This window comes from Pseudomonas chlororaphis subsp. aurantiaca, from assembly GCF_013466605.1.
Taxonomy (GTDB): domain Bacteria; phylum Pseudomonadota; class Gammaproteobacteria; order Pseudomonadales; family Pseudomonadaceae; genus Aquipseudomonas; species Aquipseudomonas chlororaphis_I.
On record NZ_CP059162.1, the window covers coordinates 5,971,944 to 5,990,095 of the forward strand.

Annotated in this window: 18 protein-coding genes; 8 read left to right on the plus strand and 10 right to left on the minus strand. The window is 61.1% G+C overall.

All coding sequences use genetic code 11. The annotated features are described in order from the left end of the window. Positions 1-3: 3 nt before the first annotated feature. From cgtA to rplU, 3 genes are all read right to left on the minus strand, one after another. Entirely contained in the window at positions 4-1,227 is a 1,224-nt protein-coding gene (gene cgtA / locus H0I86_RS27305) for an Obg family GTPase CgtA (RefSeq protein ID WP_007924745.1), read from the minus strand. A 195-nt stretch (positions 1,228-1,422) separates the two neighbouring features. Beyond that, the gene (rpmA, locus tag H0I86_RS27310; protein ID WP_003228360.1) at positions 1,423-1,680 is read right to left on the minus strand and encodes a 50S ribosomal protein L27; all 258 of its coding nucleotides are present in this window, start codon (positions 1,678-1,680) and stop codon (positions 1,423-1,425) included. Between the two features lie 35 nt (positions 1,681-1,715). Further along, complete coding sequence (rplU, locus tag H0I86_RS27315; protein ID WP_180925924.1) at positions 1,716-2,027, minus strand: 50S ribosomal protein L21; 312 nt, start codon at positions 2,025-2,027, stop codon at positions 1,716-1,718. Positions 2,028-2,268: 241 nt separating this feature from the next. On the opposite strand from rplU, the gene H0I86_RS27320 reads away from it, so the two are divergent. The 3 genes from H0I86_RS27320 (at position 2,269) to H0I86_RS27330 (ending at position 4,211) form a co-directional block, all read left to right on the plus strand. Further along, positions 2,269-3,237, plus strand: coding sequence for a polyprenyl synthetase family protein (locus H0I86_RS27320; RefSeq protein ID WP_009045711.1), 969 nt, complete (start codon positions 2,269-2,271; stop codon positions 3,235-3,237). Between the two features lie 150 nt (positions 3,238-3,387). Beyond that, positions 3,388-3,729 (plus strand): zinc ribbon domain-containing protein YjdM, encoded by a 342-nt coding sequence (locus tag H0I86_RS27325; RefSeq protein WP_180922860.1) that lies wholly within the window; start codon positions 3,388-3,390, stop codon positions 3,727-3,729. A gap of 209 nt (positions 3,730-3,938) precedes the next feature. After that, positions 3,939-4,211, plus strand: a complete 273-nt coding sequence (locus H0I86_RS27330) for a PA4570 family protein (protein WP_009045712.1) — start codon at positions 3,939-3,941, stop codon at positions 4,209-4,211. Between the two features lie 98 nt (positions 4,212-4,309). Here the strand turns inward: H0I86_RS27330 and bamJ are convergent, their stop codons facing one another. The 3 genes from bamJ to H0I86_RS27345 form a co-directional block, all read right to left on the minus strand. Continuing rightward, entirely contained in the window at positions 4,310-4,927 is a 618-nt protein-coding gene (bamJ, locus tag H0I86_RS27335; protein ID WP_007924751.1) for a BamJ family beta-barrel-assembly machinery protein, read from the minus strand. Positions 4,928-5,055: 128 nt separating this feature from the next. Continuing rightward, positions 5,056-5,358, minus strand: coding sequence for a DUF6482 family protein (locus H0I86_RS27340; RefSeq protein WP_180922861.1), 303 nt, complete (start codon positions 5,356-5,358; stop codon positions 5,056-5,058). A 135-nt stretch (positions 5,359-5,493) separates the two neighbouring features. Beyond that, the gene (locus H0I86_RS27345; RefSeq protein ID WP_180922862.1) at positions 5,494-5,982 is read right to left on the minus strand and encodes a TIGR00645 family protein; all 489 of its coding nucleotides are present in this window, start codon (positions 5,980-5,982) and stop codon (positions 5,494-5,496) included. Between the two features lie 160 nt (positions 5,983-6,142). On the opposite strand from H0I86_RS27345, the gene H0I86_RS27350 reads away from it, so the two are divergent. Next, positions 6,143-7,975, plus strand: coding sequence for a hypothetical protein (locus H0I86_RS27350; protein WP_180922863.1), 1,833 nt, complete (start codon positions 6,143-6,145; stop codon positions 7,973-7,975). A 32-nt stretch (positions 7,976-8,007) separates the two neighbouring features. Here H0I86_RS27350 and H0I86_RS27355 read toward each other — a convergent pair whose 3' ends face one another. After that, positions 8,008-8,319, minus strand: a complete 312-nt coding sequence (locus tag H0I86_RS27355) for a PA4575 family protein (RefSeq protein ID WP_007924756.1) — start codon at positions 8,317-8,319, stop codon at positions 8,008-8,010. Between the two features lie 210 nt (positions 8,320-8,529). After that, complete coding sequence (locus tag H0I86_RS27360; RefSeq protein WP_180922864.1) at positions 8,530-10,968, minus strand: Lon protease family protein; 2,439 nt, start codon at positions 10,966-10,968, stop codon at positions 8,530-8,532. A gap of 273 nt (positions 10,969-11,241) precedes the next feature. Between H0I86_RS27360 and H0I86_RS27365 the strand changes: the two genes are divergently transcribed. From H0I86_RS27365 to H0I86_RS27380, 4 genes are all read left to right on the plus strand, one after another. Next, on the plus strand, positions 11,242-11,730 hold the full coding sequence (locus tag H0I86_RS27365; protein ID WP_180922865.1) for a DUF3015 domain-containing protein: 489 nt from the start codon (positions 11,242-11,244) through the stop codon (positions 11,728-11,730). 94 nt (positions 11,731-11,824) lie between these two features. Beyond that, entirely contained in the window at positions 11,825-13,678 is a 1,854-nt protein-coding gene (locus H0I86_RS27370; RefSeq protein WP_180922866.1) for an Lnb N-terminal periplasmic domain-containing protein, read from the plus strand. Between the two features lie 94 nt (positions 13,679-13,772). Then, positions 13,773-14,126, plus strand: coding sequence for a hypothetical protein (locus tag H0I86_RS27375; RefSeq protein WP_180922867.1), 354 nt, complete (start codon positions 13,773-13,775; stop codon positions 14,124-14,126). A gap of 72 nt (positions 14,127-14,198) precedes the next feature. Continuing rightward, complete coding sequence (locus H0I86_RS27380) at positions 14,199-14,693, plus strand: GreA/GreB family elongation factor (protein WP_023969431.1); 495 nt, start codon at positions 14,199-14,201, stop codon at positions 14,691-14,693. Here H0I86_RS27380 and gdhA read toward each other — a convergent pair. Together gdhA and ettA are read right to left on the minus strand one after the other, a co-directional pair. After that, complete coding sequence (gene gdhA, locus H0I86_RS27385; protein ID WP_180922868.1) at positions 14,690-16,027, minus strand: NADP-specific glutamate dehydrogenase; 1,338 nt, start codon at positions 16,025-16,027, stop codon at positions 14,690-14,692. The two genes, H0I86_RS27380 and gdhA, sit on opposite strands and share 4 nt — an antisense overlap. 257 nt (positions 16,028-16,284) lie before the next feature. After that, positions 16,285-17,949, minus strand: a complete 1,665-nt coding sequence (gene ettA, locus H0I86_RS27390; RefSeq protein ID WP_180922869.1) for an energy-dependent translational throttle protein EttA — start codon at positions 17,947-17,949, stop codon at positions 16,285-16,287. Between the last annotated feature and the right edge of the window lie 203 nt (positions 17,950-18,152).

Below are 18,152 nucleotides of genomic sequence, written 5' to 3' on the forward strand. Positions count from 1 at the left end.
GAATCAGTCGCGGACGTAAATGATTTCCGGACCATCTTCGTCATCCACATCTTCTTCGTCCCAGTCATCGTCGCCGATGTCATGCACGCTCTTCACGCCGCTGCGGCGCAGGGCACGCTGGTCATCCAGAGCCTGCAGCTGGGCACGCGCCTCATCCTCGATGCGCTGATCGAGCTCGGCCAACTCGTCGGCATAAGCCGGGTCGGCGGCCAGACGATCGGCACGATCTTCCAGATAACGCATGATGTCGCGGCTCAGGCGCTCGGTACCGTCCTTGGAAATGGCCGAGATCACGTACACCGGACCGGTCCACTCCAGGCGATCGACGATCTCCTTGACCCGCGCCTCATGCTCCTCCTCGAGGATCTGGTCGCACTTGTTCAGCACCAGCCAGCGATCACGCTCAGCCAGGGACGGGCTGAACTTGGTCAGCTCGTTGACGATCACTTCCGCGGCATCGGCCGGGCTGCTTTCATCCAGCGGCGCCATGTCCACGAGGTGCAGCAGCAGACGGGTACGCGCCAGGTGCTTGAGGAAACGGATACCCAGGCCCGCACCATCCGAAGCGCCCTCGATCAGACCTGGAATGTCGGCGATCACGAAGCTCTTCCAGCGGTCGACACTGACCACGCCCAGGTTCGGCACCAGGGTCGTGAACGGATAGTCGGCCACTTTCGGCTTGGCCGCGGACACCGAACGGATGAAGGTGCTCTTGCCGGCATTCGGCAAGCCCAGCAGACCGACGTCCGCCAGCACTTTCAGCTCCAGCTTGAGGTCACGCTGTTCACCCGGCTTGCCCGGAGTGGTCTGGCGCGGCGCGCGGTTGGTACTGGATTTGAAACGGGTGTTACCCAGACCGTGCCAGCCGCCCTGCACCACCAGCAAACGCTGACCAGCCTTGGTCAGGTCACCGATCACTTCCTGGGTACCGGCGTCGATCACCGTGGTGCCGACCGGTACGCGCAGCTCGAGATCCTCACCTTTCTTGCCAGTGCAATCGGTACTGCCGCCATTGGAGCCGCGCTCGGCATCGAAATGGCGGGTGTAGCGGTAGTCCACCAGAGTGTTGAGGTTTTCGTCGGCGATCATGTAGATCGAGCCGCCGTCACCACCGTCACCACCGTTCGGACCACCGTTTTCGATGAACTTTTCTCGACGGAAACTCATGCAACCATTGCCGCCGTCGCCAGCTTTTACTCGGATCGAAACTTCATCAACGAACTTCATAACAAAACGCCTCTCACCGCATGGGCGAGCCGAAAAACACTAAGATATAAGACTCTTGCAAAAATGAGCGCAGCGACCCCGATCAACGGCCGTAACATCCAGCGCTGGCAGCCCATACAAACAGTTTTGCAAGAGACTCACCCCACAAACGAAAAAGCCCCGTCGCAAGACAGGGCTTTTCCAGCGATCGCGCAATTAAGCTGCGACAACGCTCACGTAACGACGGCCGAAGGCGCCTTTTACTTCAAACTTGATCACGCCTTCGATTTTCGCGAAGAGGGTGTGATCCTTACCCATGCCAACGCCGTAGCCAGCGTGGAATTGGGTGCCGCGCTGACGCACGATGATGTTGCCGGCCTTGATGACCTGGCCGCCATACATCTTCACGCCAAGGCGTTTGGCTTCTGAGTCGCGACCGTTACGGGTACTACCACCAGCTTTTTTGTGTGCCATGAGTTCAATTCTCCTAGTGAGGAATTAGGCTGAAATTAAGCCTGAATACCGGTGATTTTGATCTCGGTGAACCACTGGCGGTGGCCCATACGCTTCATGTGGTGCTTACGGCGACGGAACTTGATGATGCGGACTTTATCGTGACGACCTTGGGAGATCACTTCAGCCTTGACAGTTGCGCCAGCAACAACAGGTGCACCGATGCTCACGTCGTCGCCATTGGCAACCAACAGAACGCGGTCAAAAGTCACGGATTCGCCAGTGGCGATTTCCAGTTTTTCGATCTTCAGGTATTCACCTTCAGCGACCTTGTATTGCTTACCGCCGGTAACGATTACTGCGTACATGGTATTTCTCCGATAATCCTGCTCACCCAGCTCTTTATAAGAAGAGGTATTGGCTGGCATGGCTGCATGGGGCTGGAACGGCCCAAGTGCAATTGCGTAAGGCAGGTGCTGCCCAGGAAGTTCAGGGTGCGCGATTGTACGCAAGCTGTCTTGGCGATGCAAGGGGCCGTCCATCGCGCCTTGACAGCCCCGGACGTGGGTCCTAGCATGCCGCGCAACCCTTCTGGAGCACCTGTCGCTGATGCAACCCCAAGCTTTCTACCGCGCGGTGGCGGACGATTTTAGCGCCGTCGACGGCATCATCAAGAAGCAGCTGACCTCCCGAGTGCCGCTGGTATCGAAAATCGGCGACTACATCACCTCGGCCGGGGGTAAGCGCCTGCGTCCTTTATTGGTGCTGCTGTGTGGCAAGGCCCTGGGTCGCGAAGGCGACGACCTGCGCCTGCTGGCCGCCACCATCGAATTCCTGCACACCGCCACCCTGCTGCATGACGACGTGGTCGACATGTCCGGCATGCGCCGTGGCCGCTCGACCGCCAACGCCATGTGGGGCAATGCCCCGAGCGTGCTGGTGGGCGACTTCCTGTACTCGCGCTCCTTCGAGATGATGGTCGAGCTGGGCTCGATGCCGGTGATGAAGATCCTTTCGCAAGCCACCCGCATCATCGCCGAAGGCGAAGTGTTGCAGCTGTCGAAAGTCCGTGACGCCAGCACCACCGAAGAAACCTACATGGAAGTCATCCGCGGCAAGACCGCGATGCTCTTTGAAGCCTCGACCCACAGCGCCGCCGCCCTGGCCGGCGCCACCGAAGAGCAGAGCGAAGCCCTGCGCACCTTCGGCGATCACCTGGGCGTGGCCTTCCAACTGGTGGACGACCTGCTCGACTACCGTGGCGACGCGGAAACCCTGGGCAAGAACGTCGGCGACGATCTGGCCGAAGGCAAGCCGACCCTGCCGCTGATCTACACCATGCGCGAAGGCACGCCGGAACAGGCTGCCCTGGTACGCCAGGCGATCCAGAAAGGCGGTATCGAAGACCTGGAAAGCATCCGTGCGGCCGTGGAAGCCTCCGGCTCCCTGGACTACACCGCGCAACTGGCCCGCGACTATGTCGCTCGCGCCATCGCCTGCCTGGAAGCCCTGCCGCCGAGCGAATACCGCGACGCGCTGGTGGAACTGAGCGAATTCGCGGTAGCCCGCACCCACTAAGACTCGATTGCACACTAGCCCGCTCCTGCCCTGCGCAGGAGCGGGCTGGCTCGCGATGCTTTCCCCCGCAATCCCCCCGCGATGCCCCTTCCCCGGGCAAAACCCTATATAATGTGCGTTTTTTAGCCTTCCTGAATCCGAGGAGTCTTAGTGAGCACGTTGCCACCCTGCCCGAAATGCAATTCCGAATACACTTATGAAGACGGCGCCCAACTGGTCTGCCCGGAATGCGCCCACGAATGGTCCGCCAACGGCGAAGCCGAGGCCGCATCCGCTGAAACCGTGAAAAAGGACTCTGTCGGCAACGTCCTGCAGGACGGCGACACCATCACCGTGATCAAGGATCTCAAGGTCAAGGGCACCTCGCTGGTGGTCAAGGTCGGCACCAAGGTCAAGAACATCCGCCTGTGCGATGGCGACCACGACATCGATTGCAAGATCGACGGTATCGGCCCGATGAAACTCAAGTCCGAGTTCGTCCGCAAGGTCTGATATTCCGGCTATCGCCCCGTGCCAGCCACGGGGTGAAGCCCTCTCCGCTCCCGCCAAACTCCCCCGCCTCTCCCGCCCCCCCATCAAAAGGCCAGCCCTTTTGACCCACAACAATTTCCACACAGAAAAAAGCAGAAACCGCCAATAGGTACTTGCTATTCATTGAATAAGAATTATTCTCATTGAAACCCATCAAGGAGATGAGACTCATGACTTATTTGATCGACGCATGGCTGGACCGCCCACACCCTTACCTGCGAATCCTGCATCGGGAAACCGGGGAAGTCTGTGCGGTACTGGAAGAAGAAGCCTTGAACGAGCTGCAGGACCAGGGCGACCTGGACCTCAACGGCCTGAGCTCCAGCGAGCCAGTGGTGCTCAAGGAACTGGTGCGCAATCTGTTTCTGTTCTGCTATGCACGGGCCTTGCGCCCCGCCGGAACAGCCGAAGGGCAAGGCCTGAGCGCAAAAATACGTCTATGACCCCACCTAACCCCTCTGCCAAGGCGAACCTGCTCGCGATCCGTACACCGCACACACGGCGTATGGATCGCGAGCACGCTCAGCCCGGCAGCTGAGGCTTACAGAACGTCGAGCAGCTCGACGTCAAACACCAGAACGCTGTGCGGCGGGATGCTGCCAACGCCTTGCGCGCCGTAAGCCAGCTCGCTCGGCACATACAGACGCCATTTGCTACCGGCATTCATCAGTTGCAGCGCCTCGGTCCAGCCAGCGATCACGCCGCCGACCGGGAATTCCGCAGGCTGGCCGCGCTCGTAGGAGCTGTCGAACACAGTGCCGTCGATCAGGGTGCCGTGGTAGTGGGTACGCACGCTGTCTTCACGGGATGGCTTGGCGCCTTCGCCCTGGGTCAGCACTTCGAACTGCAGGCCGGAGGCCAGAGTGGTGATGCCTTCGCGCTTGGCGTTTTCAGCCAGGAAAGCCAGGCCCGCGCCAGCAGCGGCTTCAGCCTTGGCAGCAGCTTCGGCCTGCATGATTTCGCGGATCACCTTGAAGCTGGCAGACATTTCTTCCTGGCCTACACGGCTAGGCTTGCCGGCGAACGCGTCGGTCAGGCCCGCCAGGATGGCGTCCAGGCTCACGCCCGGTGGCGGGTTGTCACGCAGCTGGTCGCCCAGCTGACGGCCGATACCGTAGCTGACGCGGGTTTCGTCGGTGGACAGATTTACTTCGGACATGACACTGCTCCGCTGTGCGGACGGCTCGGAAATCCGCCGTGCGTACACAGCGCATCCCGGGACGCCCGGAACCAAAAGGGCGAGCAGACTAGCACAGATGCCACGGCGATGAACGCACGCCCCGCCTGTCAGGCAGGACGAACGGCGAGGGGCACCCGCAGGCTGTCATCGGTGTTGGCCGAGAGGCCGCACATTTCGTCATGCACTGAAGCGTGGATCAGGTTGAAGGGCAGCTTGGGAAAGGCATGCAGCACTTCGCGGGCATGCTCCACCGAGCGCAGATGCAACATCTGACCGTGGGTGTCGCTCAATGGATAGGCCGTCCCATGCATCCGCGCCTCGAGCAGATAGATACCGCCTTCGAGGGAGATCAGGTTCAGCTCGTCGATTTTTCCGGCGACGGCATAAGCATTCAACTCGTGCAGGTTCATGGGCGCACCTCGCGCAGTTCAAGCCTGTGACCCCTACAGGGATATGCCTCGGCCGGTAAAAGCACAAGCCACAAACGACGCCGCCCGTCCGTTTCACAACGGCCGGGCGGCGCGGCTACAGCGGTGGTCAGGCGATCAGTGCTTGGTCAGCTTGTCCAGATAGCCCATGGCGAAAGCCGAAATCACGAAGGTCATGTGGATGATCACATACCACATCAGGTACTGCGGTTCGATGTTCTTCGCATCCATGAATACCCGCAGCAGATGGATCGAGGAGATCGCGACAATGGACGCGGCCACCTTCATCTTCAGCGAGGAGGAGTCCATCTTGCCCAGCCAGCTGAGCTTTTCCTTGTTCTCGTCGATGTCCAGCTGAGACACGAAGTTCTCGTAGCCGGAAATCATCACCATCACCAGCAGGCCGCCGACCAGCGCCATGTCGATCAACGACAGCAGCACCAGGATCAGGTCGGACTCGGCCATGGTGAACACGTTGGGAATGACGTGGAAGACTTCCTGGAAGAACTTCAGGGCCAGGGCGAGCAGCCCCAGGGACAGACCGAAGTAGATCGGCGCCAGCAGCCAGCGCGAGGCGTACATTGCATTCTCGATAAAGCGTTCCATTGAATCTCACACAGGTCTGAAAACGGCGGTGAGTATATCAGCCGGCCAAAAGCCCATAAACCGCAACGAAATCCATTACCTGCGCGTCTGCCAAAGCGTTTTTCTGCTAGTGTCGGAATCACTTGAACAGCTCAATGACATCGGACAGGAAGCCTGGAGAATGGATTTGCGATTGCCTTTGGCAGGTACCGGCCTGTGCATCGCGGTACTGCTCAGCAGCGGCTGCTCGCCCAGCGACGAGAAGCAGCAAGTCAGCCTGGAACAGAAAACCGCACAATTCGAACAATCCCTGGACGCCATCCAGGATCCCAAGCTCAAGGACGCCATCGCTGACCTGGGCGGTTCGCTGTTACTGCTTGAGCGTGCGCAACTGCGGCTCAAGAGCAAGCCCATCGAGACCGAATACGGCGATGACGCCCTGGCCCTGCTCAAGCACTACCCCAGCCCGCAGGCCCTGGTCGACACCTATCTCAACGGCCTGTTCGTACTGCGCAAGACCTCCAATTCCGACTACCTGACCGACCTGCAGCCGGTGTTTCCCTTCAGCTTCAACATGCCGGCGCAATTCCCCTTCCCCCACGGCCTGGAATGGCAATCCGTAACCCTGAGCAACGGCAAGGTCATCGCCTTCCAGCCCGAATGGTCGGAAACCGATCCCGGCATCCAGTTGAGCCCGTCCAGTTCCAACCTGACCAATCCGGATGACCTGACGGTGACCTACCCGTTCATCGAAGGCGTGGAAGTCGAAAACAAGAACCAGCCCCAACCCGTGACGCTGCAAGGCAAGGCCGAAGTGATCGCGCCACACCAGGTGCTCACCTTCGAACTGGGCAAGGCCGATATCGGCAAGCAACGCAGCGACAAGAATGTCAGCGTGAAGCTGCTGTCCCTGGACAAGAACAGCGCCGAAATCGAGCTGACCAACAGCGCCCCGTTGTCCCCCGAGCTCAGTGAGACGCCGCTCAACCCGTTGCTGGTGCAGGCACGCGACACTACCGGCCAGATCCTTTCGCGCTCCGGCTCGATCAACGAAAACAGCCAACAGATTGCCTTCTACGCCAAACAGCTCGCCGAAATGCAGAAGCAGAAGGCCTGGAGCCAAGCGTTCGAACAGCAGCTTGAAGAGGAGCACAAAACCTTCGAGCGTGAGCAGCGCAGCCATTACACCAAGGTGTATTTCAACGGCCTGATCGACAAGCTCGAAGTCAACGTGCTGGATTTCTCCGCGGCCACCGTCACCCGCAAAGAGCTCAATCTGCCGGTGCGGCGCTTCGACCCTCTGACCACCGACAGCAAGATCCAGCCCCTGCCCATGCCGGTAGTGGTATATGACGACCAGGCACCGAACTACCTCAAGGGCGCCAACCTCGACGAAGAAACCTTGAAAAAAAGCGTGGTCATTCACCAATCCACCGAGGACACCAGCGCGGCGCGGATCGAGTTCGACCACCCAAAAACCTTCAATGACGAGTTGCTGGGCACCTCCTTCTCCACCAGCGACAGCCCGGTGACCTTCTTCACCCAGAACGAAAACGGCAAACGCGGCGAGCCCATCGAGCTGCCATCGGAGGCGGTCGAAGTCGATCCGCTGCGTAGCTCGATCACTTACGACCTGACCCTGTTCCCGGAAACCCCGGCTTACGCCGTCGGTTCGATCCCACTGTTTCTGGCCAGCATCGAGAAGAAGGCCCTGCCCGTCAGCCAGTTGCCCAAAGGGTTGGAGCTGCGGGGCAATGCGCTGATCGTCGACCAGCGCCTGTTCCCGTCCGAGGCCTGGCGCTTCTACGCCAAGGACGGCAGCGGCCAGTATCTGAAGGAGATTCTTGCGGTCAGCCATGAGGCGCCGGCAAACGGTCCGGCCTTGTTCGACGTGCATTACTTCTATGGGCAACCCAGCGAACTGGAAACCTACCAGCGCAGCGAACTCAACACTGTCGAATATGGCTTTGAGGTCAAGCTCGACAAGCTGGAGAACCCACCACCCGCCGAGTAGGACTCAGCGGTAGGGATTAACGGGAGATCGCATCAATGGCGGCAGCGTTCGCCATTGATCTGCCGTAGTTGCGCCTGAAGGTGCAGGCACCAGATCTGCGGATCGTCGGCCAGCTCATAGCCATGGGTGGTCAGGCTTTCGACGATGGAATCAAGGATGGATTCGGCCACGCTGGGACCGCAGAAAGGTCCCTGGGCCTTGATGGCCGAAGGTTGTTCGCCGGCCATTCCGGCCGCGAACAGTAGGGTCCACATTCCGTTATCTCCCGCCAGCGGGCGGATACTGCACTCGATACGGGTGACCAGGCCAAGACACTGGCGAGTAAGGCAGAGGTTGCGCGACATGGCGGCGACCCTCGGTAGATCCGGTATTCAGCCCTCATGTGAAGACTGTTTCGATCCAGTGACGACTGTCGTTCTCCTGCCCTGAGAATAGGAAGAAAAGCCTGATAAGCAAAGTTGACCGGCTGAACAGGCGCCGAATGGTCTACTCGCGAAAATTGACGCCAGCGCACTGGCGCCGCGACGAAGGCCAAGCCCTCGCCGCGGCAGTACTCATGCCGGCTTGGTTTCCGCCAATGCTTCTTGCGCCTGCTCTTTTTCCGCTTCCTTGAGATCCTCCTCGCTGACCATTTCAGCGATGACCCGCAGGCGCTCCACCACCCGCGCGTTGACACTGCCTTCCGGGAACTGGCCATCCGCATCCGGCTCGCCCGCAGGCTCGCCGACCAGCAGGCTCAGGGCTTCGTCTGCCTGGCGCACGGCATACACATGGAATTGCCCGGCGCGGACCGCCGCCAGCACCTTCTCGTCGAGCATCAGGGTGGCGACGTTGGCGTGAGGAATGATCGCGCCTTGCTCGCCCGTCAGGCCCCGCGCTTCGCAGAGGCGGAAGAAACCCTCGATCTTCTCATTGACCCCGCCAACCGCCTGCACCTCACCGAACTGGTTGATCGATCCGGTAATGGCAAAGCATTGCTTGAGCGGGGTTTTCGACAAGGCCGAGATTAGCGTGCACGCCTCACCCAGCGACGCACTGTCGCCATCGACATAACCGTAGGATTGCTCCAGCGCGATGCTCGCTGAGATCGCCAGGGGGAATTCCTGCGCGTAACGGCTGCCCAGGTAGCCGGTGAGGATCATCACGCCCTTGGAGTGAATCGGCTGGCCGAGATTGACCTCACGCTCGATGTCGACGATACCGCTGCCCCCCGGATAGACCGTGGCGGAAATCCGTGCTGGCACGCCAAAGGCCGAGTCGCCCACTTCCAGCACGGTCAGCCCGTTGCACTTGCCCACGGCAGCGCCATCGGTGTCGATCAGAATGATCCCCGCCAGCATGTCGTCGAGAATCCGCGCCGAAACTCGCCCGGTACGGGTGGCCTTGGCTTTGAGCGCCCGTTCGATGTGCCCGGCATCGGTCATCTCGTCCGAGGCCAGGTGACGGATGAAGTCCGCCTCGCTGACCAGCTGGAACAAATCGCCAATACGCGCCGACAAGCGCCCCTGATGCTCCGCCAGCCGGGCGCTATAGGTCGCCAGGCGCGCCACCGCGTCCGCGGTCAGCGGCGCCATACCTTCTTCGGAGGTACGGGTTTTCAGCAGTTGGGCGAACTGTTCGAGGCTCTCGTCCACCATCGGGATGTCTTCGTCGAAGTCCACCAGCACGCGGAACATTTCCTGGAAGTCCGGATCCAGGTCCTGCAGCGTGTAGTACAGCTGGCGGGCACCGATGATCACGACCTTGACCTGCAACGGGATGTGTTGCGGGGTCAGGGTCACGGTGGCCAGGCGCCCCAGTTCGCCCAGCGGCGACTCCATCTTCAGCTTGCGCGATTGCAGGGCCCGCTTGAGGGCATCCCAGACAAAGGGTTCGCTGAGCATCTTCTCGGCTTCGAGAATCAGGAAACCGCCGTTGGCCCGATGCAGGGCACCCGGACGCAGCTGCCGGTAAGTGGTGTAGAGTGCGCCCTGGTCGGTGCTGTATTCGATGCGGCCAAACAGGTTGTCGTAGGTCGGGTGCGGCTCGAACACCACCGGCGCGCCGCCACTGGCCGGATGGCCGACCACCAGGCTCGGACCGTACTGTTCTTCCAGCAGCTTGCGGGCCACCGCGTCGGTCTTGCTGTCGTCCACCAGTTGCTCGACCACGGTCTTGAGCAGGTACACCTGCATGGCTTGCAGGTAGCCACACACACCGGCGTTTTCCGCGTACTTCTCGGACAGCGGCGCCAGCAGCGGCTGCAAGGCCAGGGTGATGGTTTCTTCATTGAGGTGACGCAGCTGGTTGCTCGACTCGCGCTTCCACTGCGGCAGGCTCGCCAGTTCTTCGTTGAGGCGCTCTTCCAGGGCGGAAATGTCCTCATGAAAACGCTCGCGATCGGCCTCGGGTAATTGCGCGAACTCAGCCTCGTCCAGCGCCTTGCCGTCGAGCATCGGGGTGAAGGCGATATTGCTGCTGTCGCGGTACAGCGCGACGTCCTTCTCCAGCGCCAGGCGCTCGATCACATCGAGGGCACGGTCGTAACGCTGGTTGAACGCGCGGTCGATGGCGCTTTTCTTCTGTTGATAGGACGGATGCTCGAAAACCGCCGGAAAGGTCGCCAGCAGGTTGTCGATCAGGCCGTTGATGTCACTGATGAACGCCCCCGCGGCCCCCGAAGGCAGCTCCAGCGCGCGTGGCTCGCGCGGCTCATCGAAATTATTGACGTAGACCCAGTCGGACGGGGTCTGCAGGCGTTTGCCTTCAGCCTTCAGGTAGCGCTTGACGAAAGAGAAGCGGCCAGTGCCGGGCTCGCCCATGACAAAGACGTTGTAACCGGGGCGTGGCATGGCCACACCGAACTGCAAGGCTTCGACCGCACGTTCCTGGCCAAGCACACCGCGAAAGGGCTCCAAATCATTGGTGGTCGAGAAGCTGAACTGTTCAGCGGAAAACGGACGGGTCAGCGCTTCGGGCGCTAGACGCAAGCTGGCAGCAACAGGATCAGGCATCGGGCTTCCTTACATCAGGCGGGGCAGATGGGGCATTCTGGCGCCGGGTACAGCGGCTGGCAAGGCGCGAGGCAGTGAAAGCGCGGACAGATCCCAGGCGCCACGCGGACAGCATAAAAACCGTCTATTTCAAGGAATGTCATGCAAAAAAACACGGAACCCTTGGAATCTGCCTAAACTCCAACCTGCGCGGCTGGACTAATAACCGGCCCACTGGCGCCGACATGGGCCAGAACCCTTGTCCATTGGTTTGCACACAAAGAGAACAAAGCTATGAAACGGATTCTTCTCGGTACTCTCTTCACCGCTGTTTCCATCAATGCAATGGCCCAAGCGCCAGGCGGTCCGGATTGTGGGTGGGGCAACCTGCTGTTCGAAGGGCAGCGCGGCACTCCGGCTCACTTCCTGGCCTCCACCACCAACGGCACCTCCGGTAACGCGACCTTCGGTATGACTTCCGGCACCAACGGCTGCTCGACCAACAGTGCGCTGACTTACGGCGGCAAATCCTGGTTTGCCATGAATGGCATGATGAACGAGCTCTCCGAAGACATGGCCAAAGGTGAAGGCGAAGCGCTGACCACCTATGCCGTGGTTCTGGGCGTCGCTCCCGAAGACCGCGCGCACTTCGCCGCCGTCACCCACGAGCACTTCCAGCAGATCTTCAGCAGAGCCGACGTGACCGCGGAAGATGTGCACACCAACACCCTGGCCGTGCTGAAAAGCGATGCACGCCTGGCCAAATACGCCACCCCGGCTTAATCTCGACCTGCCCGCTCTTTTCGGGGAGCGGGCTTTTGTTTTTCGGACATGACCCCTCCCGGGTCTTTGTTTTTTCCGACTCAAGTTGCCCACCATGCTCAAACGCCTTGCCTCCCTGGCGCTCTGTGTCTGCGCCCCGCTGTCCGCCGCGCCACAAATCGACCATTCACGTTTGCAGCAACTGGCCAACGATCCGTTCTGGATTTCCCTTGGCCACTACGAAACCGCCAAGCTCGGAGGCTGGCGCAGTTATGTCAGCGACCCGAAGTTTTTCCTCGCCAGCGACGGCGCCGAACACCCCGACGCCGAACTCAAGGCCACGCTGAACGCGCTCTACGCCCCCGCCAGCAGCGGCAACCAGCATGCTCAATGCGTGTACCCCGCCCGCACCCGCTGGCTCAAGGCCCAACTGAGCCTGAACGATCTGCCGGCGGTGGACTGCAATGAGTTCAACCAGTGGTTCAAGGACGTCTCGCCCCACAGCACGGTAATGATTTTCCCGGCGGCCTACCTGAACAGCCCGTCGTCGATGTTCGGCCATACCCTGCTGCGCATCGACCAGGCCGACGTACAAAGCAACCACACCGCCCTGCTCAGCTACGCGATCAATTTCGGCGCCTATATCGAAGGCTCGGACAACAGCATTCTCTATGCCTGGAAAGGCCTGATGGGCGGCTACCCCGGGCTGTTCGCCCTGGTGCCCTACCAGGAGAAGCTCTCGGAATACCGCAGCCTGGAAAACCGCGACCTGTGGGAATACCGGTTGAACCTGACCCAGGCGGAAACCGAACGCATGGTCGAGCACGTCTGGGAACTGAAGCAGATCAAGTTCGACTACTTCTTCTTCGACGAGAACTGCTCCTACCGCTTGCTCGAGCTGCTGCAAGTGGCGCGCCCCAGCCTGCGCCTGACCGGACAATTCCCGCTGACGGCGATTCCCACCGACACCGTCAAGGCGGTCAAGGAAGCCGGCCTGGTGGAGAAAATCGAGTACCGCCCGTCCCGCGAACGTGAGCTGCTGGAGCGCGCCAAGCCGCTGAGCAGCGACGAACAGCAATGGGTGCTGAAGGTCAGCGCCGATCAGCAACAGTTGCAGGAGCCGACCTTCAAGGCCCTGCCACGGGACCGCCAGGCACTGATCATCGATGCGGCTTATCGTCTTGAGCGCTACCGGGCCAACGGCCAGGAGCGCGATCCGCAACGGGCGCAGCGCAGCTTCGAGCTGTTGCGGGCGATCAACCGCAACCCGCCGCCCGAACTGTCCATCGAACGCCCAGGCCTGCCGGAAGACGGCCATGAATCGCGCACCTGGCAGGTCGGCGTGGGCACCCGCGGCGACCAGGCTTTTGGCGAGTACGGGCTGCGCATGGCCTATCACGACCTCAACGACAACGCCGAGGGTTTCCCCCTGGGCGCACAGATCGAAATCCTGCAGATGAAGCTGCGCCAGTACGAAGGCAACAATTGGCAGCTGCAGCAACTGGACCTGGCGACCATTCGTTCGCTGACGCCGCGCAACGAACTGCTGCAACCCTGGTCCTGGCAGGTCACCGGCGGCCTGGAGCGGGTGCCGGGCAAACACGACGATGAAACCCTGGTCAGCCATGTCAACGGTGGCGGTGGCGGCACCTGGCAACTCAGCGAGAACATGCTCGGCTTCGCCCTGGGCACCATACGCGTCGAACACAACGCCGATTTCGCCGGTTTCATCACCCCGGCGGCCGGCTTCAACACCGGCCTGCTGTGGAAAAACCCGCTGGGCAATTTCAGCGTCGAAGCCAAGGGCGACTACTTCACCAACGGCGAGGTGCGCCGCAGCCTGAGCCTCAACCAGCAATGGGAACTGTCGCGCAACCTGGGCCTGCGCCTGAGCGCCCAGCGCGAGTTCAGCCACCTGGCCACGGCGGAAAACGAGGTGATGCTGGAGCTGAAGTGGTACCACTACTGACCCCCGGTCGCATTCTCACCACGCTTTCACAAACCACTGACGAATCCCCTTCTAGACTTTCTCTATGAGCTGTTGAGCGGTGTGGGAGTCAGAGATGTGGCGGTATGCGGTGGTGGCATGGCTGGCGTTGCTGAGCGGTTGCGAGACGACCCACGAGCAGTTGCTCAAGCAAGGGTATCCACCGGCCTTCGCCGACGGTTTCGATGATGGTTGCGCCAGCGGTCGCCAGGCCGCCGGGGCGATCAACGGCGAATTTCGCAAGAACGTGCCGCGCTACCTCAAGGACCCGCAATACGCCGAGGGTTGGAGCGATGGTTTTCGCCAGTGCCAGGCCATGCTGGAAAACCAGGACCGCAATGACTATCGGGAGCGTCACTGGGACGAACGCGAACGTGCCTGGCAACAGGAAAAAGACCGCGACGCCGCGCGAGCCTATCGCTCGCAGTAAGTCGCTTTCAGGCATGGCCCGAAACCAAAAGGCTGCGACCATGGCCCAAACCTCCATTACGGGAAAACGCCCATGAGCCGAGCCTTCGTCAATGAGGAACTGACTGCCGCCCAGGCCGATCAACCGGTGGAACGGCAAATCAGCGCGCAGCCCAACTACGTCACCCCACAGGGCCTGAGCGAACTGCAGGCCAAGGTCGCGCTCCTGCAAACCCGGCACAACGAGCAATCGGCGCTGGGCGACCAGGCGGACCCACAGCAACTGGCCGATATCGAACGCGACCTGCGCTACTTCAACCAGCGCCTGCAAAGCGCCCAGGTGGTTCCCCAGGCGACATCGCGCTCGAAGGTGCAGATCGGCAGCCGGGTCATCTTCGCCGACGAGCACGGCACCGAGCAGTGTGTGCAACTGGTGGGAGAGGATCAGGCCGATGTCGCCAAGGGCCTGATCAATTGGGGTTCGCCGCTGGGCCGGGCGCTGCTGGGCACCCAGCTTGGCGATGAAGTGTTGTGGCAGCGTCCGGCGGGCGATCAGTTGATCGAGGTGATCCGCATCGACCCGGCCTAGACCACGCCCTGGGCCAGCATGGCATCGGCGACCTTGACGAAGCCGGCGATGTTCGCCCCTTTGACGTAGTTGATCCGGCCGTTTTCTTCGCCGTAATGCACACAGGCATGGTGGATCGACTGCATGATGCCGTGCAGCTTGCTGTCCACCTCGCCGGCACTCCACAGCAGGCGCATGGCGTTCTGCGACATCTCCAGCCCGCTGACCGCCACGCCACCGGCGTTGGACGCCTTGCCCGGGGCGAACAGAATGCCGGCCTCGATAAAGATATCCACAGCCTCCAGGGTGGTCGGCATGTTCGCCCCTTCAGCCACGCACATGCAGCCATTGCGCAGCAGCGTGCGTGCCGACTCGGCGTCCAGTTCATTCTGGGTGGCGCACGGCAGCGCGATATCGCAAGGCAGCGCCCAGGGGTGCTGGCCGACGAGGAATTCGAGATTGAACTGCGTCGCCAGCTCACTGATACGCCCGCGCTTGACGTTCTTCAGCTCCAGCACTGCCTGCCATTGCTCCTCGGTCAGCCCGGCCTCGCAGTACAGTGTGCCTTCGGAATCCGACAGGGAAATCACCTTGCCACCCAGGTCCATGACCTTGCGCGCCGCGTATTGCGCCACGTTGCCGGAACCGGAGATCGCCACGCGCTTGCCTTCCACCCGCTCGTCACGGCGCTTGAGCATTTCCTCGGCGAAGTACACGCAACCGAAGCCGGTGGCCTCCGGACGGATCAGGCTGCCGCCGTAACTCATGCCCTTGCCGGTCAGCACCGACGTGAACTGGTTGCTCAGGCGCTTGTACTGGCCGAACAGGAAGCCGATTTCCCGGGCGCCCACGCCGATGTCCCCCGCCGGCACGTCCACGTCCGAACCGATATGGCGGTACAACTCGCTCATGAAGGCCTGGCAGAAGCGCATCACCTCGGCGTCGCTCTTGCCCTTCGGATCGAAGTCCGAGCCGCCCTTGCCACCGCCCATGGGCAGCGAAGTCAGGGAGTTCTTGAAGGTCTGCTCGAAGGCGAGGAATTTCAGCACCCCCAGGTTGACCGAAGGGTGGAAACGCAAACCGCCCTTGTATGGGCCGATGGCACTGTTCATCTGGATGCGGAACCCACGATTGACCTGGACCTTGCCCTGATCGTCGACCCACGACACACGGAACACCACCGCCCGCTCCGGTTCGCAGATACGCTCGAGAATGCCCGAGGTCAGGTAATGCGGATGGGCCTCCAGGAACGGCCACAGGCTGCGCAACACCTCTTCCACCGCCTGGTGGAATTCAGGCTGGTCCGGGTCGCGCTTTTTCAGGCGGGCGAGGAAGTCTTCGACGGATTCGATCATGGGAAAGTCTCGGCAAATTTATTGTCTTAACGGAGATTTGCCCGGGACTTTAGCAACTCGAACAGCACCATGACAGAGCAGAATGTCGCAGTTATGAATTTAAATGGTGCAATTGATATAAATTTTTCGCTATTTCGGCCTTTCACGCACCATTAAAGGGATCGTTGTCACACGCAACGCCCCATGTTGGCGAGCCAAAAAACAGGCAAAAAAAACGGAGCCCGAAGGCTCCGTTTCTTTCAAGCAGCCAGCCCGGATCAGGCCAGTTTCTTGTAACGCACGCGGTGCGGCTGGGCCGCCGCGTCGCCGAGGCGCTTCTTGCGATCGGCTTCGTACTCGGTGTAGTTGCCTTCGAAGAACACCGCTTGCGAGTCGTCTTCGTACGCCAGGATGTGGGTCGCGACACGGTCAAGGAACCACCGGTCGTGGGAGATCACAATGGCGGCACCCGGGAAGTCCAGCAGGGCTTCTTCCAGGGAACGCAGGGTTTCGACGTCGAGGTCGTTGGACGGTTCGTCGAGCAGCAGGACGTTGCCGCCCTCTTTCAGGGTCAGTGCCAGGTGCAAGCGACCACGCTCACCACCGGACAGGTCCTTGACGAACTTCTGCTGGTCGCCGCCCTTGAAGTTGAAACGACCGACGTAGGTACGCGACGGAATCTCGTAGTTGCCGATGCGGATCTGGTCGGAACCGTCGGAGATCTGCTGGAACACGGTCTTGCTGCCGTCCAGGTCCTCGCGGCTCTGGTCGACGCAAGCCAGTTGCACGGTTTCACCGATTTCGATGCTGCCCGAGTCCGGCGTTTCCTTGCCCATCAGCATGCGGAACAGGGTGGATTTACCCGCGCCGTTACCGCCGATCACGCCGACGATGGCGCCTTTTGGCATGGAGAACGACAGGTTGTCGATCAATACGCGATCGCCGTAGCCCTTGGTGACGTTCTTGAACTCGATGACCTTGTCGCCCAGGCGCGGACCGGCCGGGATGTAGATCTCGTTGGTCTCGCTGCGCTTCTGGAATTCCTGCGATTGCATTTCTTCGAAGCGGGCCAGGCGGGCCTTGGATTTCGACTGGCGAGCCTTGGCGCCTTTGCGCACCCACTCCAGCTCTTCCTTCATGGCCTTTTCGTGGGCCGACTGCTGCTTGGATTCCTGGGCCAGACGATCGGACTTGGCTTCCAGCCAGCCCGAATAGTTGCCCTCGTAAGGAATACCGGCGCCGCGGTCGAGCTCGAGGATCCAGCCGGCGACGTTGTCCAGGAAGTAACGGTCGTGCGTGATCGCAACCACGGTGCCCGGGAAGTCGTGGAGGAAGTGCTCCAGCCAGGCCACGGAATCGGCGTCCAGGTGGTTGGTCGGTTCGTCGAGCAGCAGCATGTCCGGGGCGGACAGCAGCAGGCGGCACAGGGCCACGCGACGTTTCTCACCACCGGACAGGTGTTCGACCTTGGCGTCCCAGGCCGGCAAGCGCAGCGCATCGGCGGCGACTTCCAGCTGGCGCTCCAGGTTGTGGCCATCGCTGGCCTGCAGGATCGCTTCGAGCTTGGCCTGTTCGGCGGCCAGCTTGTCGAAGTCGGCATCCGGATCGGCGTAGGCCGCGTAGACCTCGTCCAGGCGCGCCTGGGCGTCCTTGATCACGCTGACCGCTTCCTCGACCACTTCACGCACGGTCTTGGTCGGATCCAGCTGAGGTTCCTGGGGCAGGTAGCCGATGTTCAGGTCGGGCATCGGACGGGCTTCGCCCTCGAACTCGGTGTCGACGCCCGCCATGATTTTCAGCAGGGTGGACTTACCCGAACCGTTGAGGCCCAGCACGCCGATCTTGGCGCCCGGGAAGAACGACAAAGAGATGTTTTTCAGGATTTCCCGCTTCGGCGGAACAACTTTTCCCAGCCGATGCATGGTGAAGACGTATTGAGCCATGATGAACCTAGCGTCAGTGACTGATGAATGAAGAGCGGGCGAAGCCCGGGCCAGGCCATGCGCGGCGCCGGCATTTGATCGCGATCAATGCCTGCGTACGGAAAAAGCCTGATTGTCTGGAGCTGGAGCGCTCCCGCGTAACCGGCAAAGCTACCTCAATGGCCGGGCAAGGTCCAGCCAGCCAGGGCTGGCACTTTGCCACA

Excerpts from the sequence above, each read along its gene's own strand:
- rplU (WP_180925924.1), bottom strand. The coding sequence starts at position 2,027 with ATGTACGCAGTAATCGTTACCGGCGGTAAGCAATACAAGGTCGCTGAA.
- H0I86_RS27350 (WP_180922863.1), top strand. The coding sequence starts at position 6,143 with ATGGATTTGCGATTGCCTTTGGCAGGTACCGGCCTGTGCATCGCGGTA.
- H0I86_RS27375 (WP_180922867.1), top strand. The coding sequence starts at position 13,773 with ATGTGGCGGTATGCGGTGGTGGCATGGCTGGCGTTGCTGAGCGGTTGC.
- H0I86_RS27330 (WP_009045712.1), top strand. The coding sequence starts at position 3,939 with ATGACTTATTTGATCGACGCATGGCTGGACCGCCCACACCCTTACCTG.
- cgtA (WP_007924745.1), bottom strand. The coding sequence starts at position 1,227 with ATGAAGTTCGTTGATGAAGTTTCGATCCGAGTAAAAGCTGGCGACGGC.
- bamJ (WP_007924751.1), bottom strand. The coding sequence starts at position 4,927 with ATGTCCGAAGTAAATCTGTCCACCGACGAAACCCGCGTCAGCTACGGT.
- H0I86_RS27340 (WP_180922861.1), bottom strand. The coding sequence starts at position 5,358 with ATGAACCTGCACGAGTTGAATGCTTATGCCGTCGCCGGAAAAATCGAC.
- rpmA (WP_003228360.1), bottom strand. The coding sequence starts at position 1,680 with ATGGCACACAAAAAAGCTGGTGGTAGTACCCGTAACGGTCGCGACTCA.
- H0I86_RS27380 (WP_023969431.1), top strand. The coding sequence starts at position 14,199 with ATGAGCCGAGCCTTCGTCAATGAGGAACTGACTGCCGCCCAGGCCGAT.
- ettA (WP_180922869.1), bottom strand. The coding sequence starts at position 17,949 with ATGGCTCAATACGTCTTCACCATGCATCGGCTGGGAAAAGTTGTTCCG.
- H0I86_RS27360 (WP_180922864.1), bottom strand. The coding sequence starts at position 10,968 with ATGCCTGATCCTGTTGCTGCCAGCTTGCGTCTAGCGCCCGAAGCGCTG.
- H0I86_RS27370 (WP_180922866.1), top strand. The coding sequence starts at position 11,825 with ATGCTCAAACGCCTTGCCTCCCTGGCGCTCTGTGTCTGCGCCCCGCTG.
- gdhA (WP_180922868.1), bottom strand. The coding sequence starts at position 16,027 with ATGATCGAATCCGTCGAAGACTTCCTCGCCCGCCTGAAAAAGCGCGAC.
- H0I86_RS27320 (WP_009045711.1), top strand. The coding sequence starts at position 2,269 with ATGCAACCCCAAGCTTTCTACCGCGCGGTGGCGGACGATTTTAGCGCC.
- H0I86_RS27345 (WP_180922862.1), bottom strand. The coding sequence starts at position 5,982 with ATGGAACGCTTTATCGAGAATGCAATGTACGCCTCGCGCTGGCTGCTG.
- H0I86_RS27365 (WP_180922865.1), top strand. The coding sequence starts at position 11,242 with ATGAAACGGATTCTTCTCGGTACTCTCTTCACCGCTGTTTCCATCAAT.
- H0I86_RS27355 (WP_007924756.1), bottom strand. The coding sequence starts at position 8,319 with ATGTCGCGCAACCTCTGCCTTACTCGCCAGTGTCTTGGCCTGGTCACC.